This window comes from Streptococcus cristatus, assembly GCF_001578775.1.
Classification (GTDB): Bacteria; Bacillota; Bacilli; order Lactobacillales; family Streptococcaceae; genus Streptococcus; species Streptococcus cristatus_A.
In genome coordinates, this window is sequence record NZ_KQ969072.1 from 1 (window position 1) to 876 (window position 876).

Genomic DNA, 876 nt, shown 5'->3' on the forward strand with positions numbered 1-876 from the left:
AGGTCCCGTAGTGTAGCGGTTATCACGTCGCCCTGTCACGGCGAAGATCGCGGGTTCGATTCCCGTCGGGACCGTTGGAATTGTTAGACAGTTTCAAGAAGAAAGACTCGTTAGCTCAGTTGGTAGAGCATTTGACTTTTAATCAAAGGGTCACTGGTTCGAGCCCAGTACGGGTCATAAGCGCGGGTTTGGCGGAATTGGCAGACGCACCAGATTTAGGATCTGGCGCTTTAGGGCGTGGGGGTTCAAGTCCCTTAACCCGCATAGAAATATAAATGAGCCGGCTTAGCTCAGTTGGTAGAGCATCTGATTTGTAATCAGAGGGTCGCGTGTTCAAGTCATGTAGCCGGCATTTTTTTTGGATAGAGATGCGAACGTAGTTCAGTGGTAGAACACCACCTTGCCAAGGTGGGGGTCGCGGGTTCGAATCCCGTCGTTCGCTTTGAGGCCGGGGTGGCGGAACTGGCAGACGCACAGGACTTAAAATCCTGCGATTGGTAACGATCGTACCGGTTCGATTCCGGTCCTCGGCATAGCGGATATGCGACAGGGCACCCTTAGCTCAACTGGATAGAGTACCTGACTACGAATCAGGCGGTTAGAGGTTCGACTCCTCTAGGGTGCATAAGAAAGTTTTGACTTTTTTATGTGTTTTTGTTATAATTGATTATCGTGATATAGGGCACCCTTAGCTCAACTGGATAGAGTACCTGACTACGAATCAGGCGGTTAGAGGTTCGACTCCTCTAGGGTGCATGAAGGGAAACGAGGTCATATGACTCCGTTTTTACTTATGATCGGGAAGTAGCTCAGCTTGGTAGAGTACTTGGTTTGGGACCAAGGTGTCGCAGGTTCGAATCCTGTCTTCCCGATATC

The 876-nt window shown here is 50.1% G+C and carries 9 tRNA genes; all 9 read left to right on the forward strand.

Features of this window, described 5'->3' with window-relative positions:
• The first annotated feature begins 1 nt into the window (after position 1).
• The 9 genes from SCRDD08_RS10625 to SCRDD08_RS10665 all read left to right on the forward strand — a co-directional run bounded on the left by SCRDD08_RS10625 (position 2) and on the right by SCRDD08_RS10665 (position 872).
• Positions 2-74 (forward strand) — tRNA-Asp (locus tag SCRDD08_RS10625).
• Between the two features lie 30 nt (positions 75-104).
• A tRNA-Lys gene (locus SCRDD08_RS10630) sits at positions 105-177 on the forward strand.
• 5 nt (positions 178-182) lie between these two features.
• Positions 183-264: transfer RNA gene (locus tag SCRDD08_RS10635), tRNA-Leu, on the forward strand.
• A gap of 15 nt (positions 265-279) precedes the next feature.
• A tRNA-Thr gene (locus SCRDD08_RS10640) sits at positions 280-352 on the forward strand.
• Between the two features lie 18 nt (positions 353-370).
• Positions 371-442 (forward strand) — tRNA-Gly (locus tag SCRDD08_RS10645).
• A 5-nt stretch (positions 443-447) separates the two neighbouring features.
• A tRNA-Leu gene (locus SCRDD08_RS10650) sits at positions 448-533 on the forward strand.
• 18 nt (positions 534-551) lie between these two features.
• A tRNA-Arg gene (locus SCRDD08_RS10655) sits at positions 552-625 on the forward strand.
• Positions 626-682: 57 nt separating this feature from the next.
• Positions 683-756: transfer RNA gene (locus SCRDD08_RS10660), tRNA-Arg, on the forward strand.
• Between the two features lie 42 nt (positions 757-798).
• A tRNA-Pro gene (locus tag SCRDD08_RS10665) sits at positions 799-872 on the forward strand.
• The last annotated feature ends 4 nt before the right edge of the window (positions 873-876 follow it).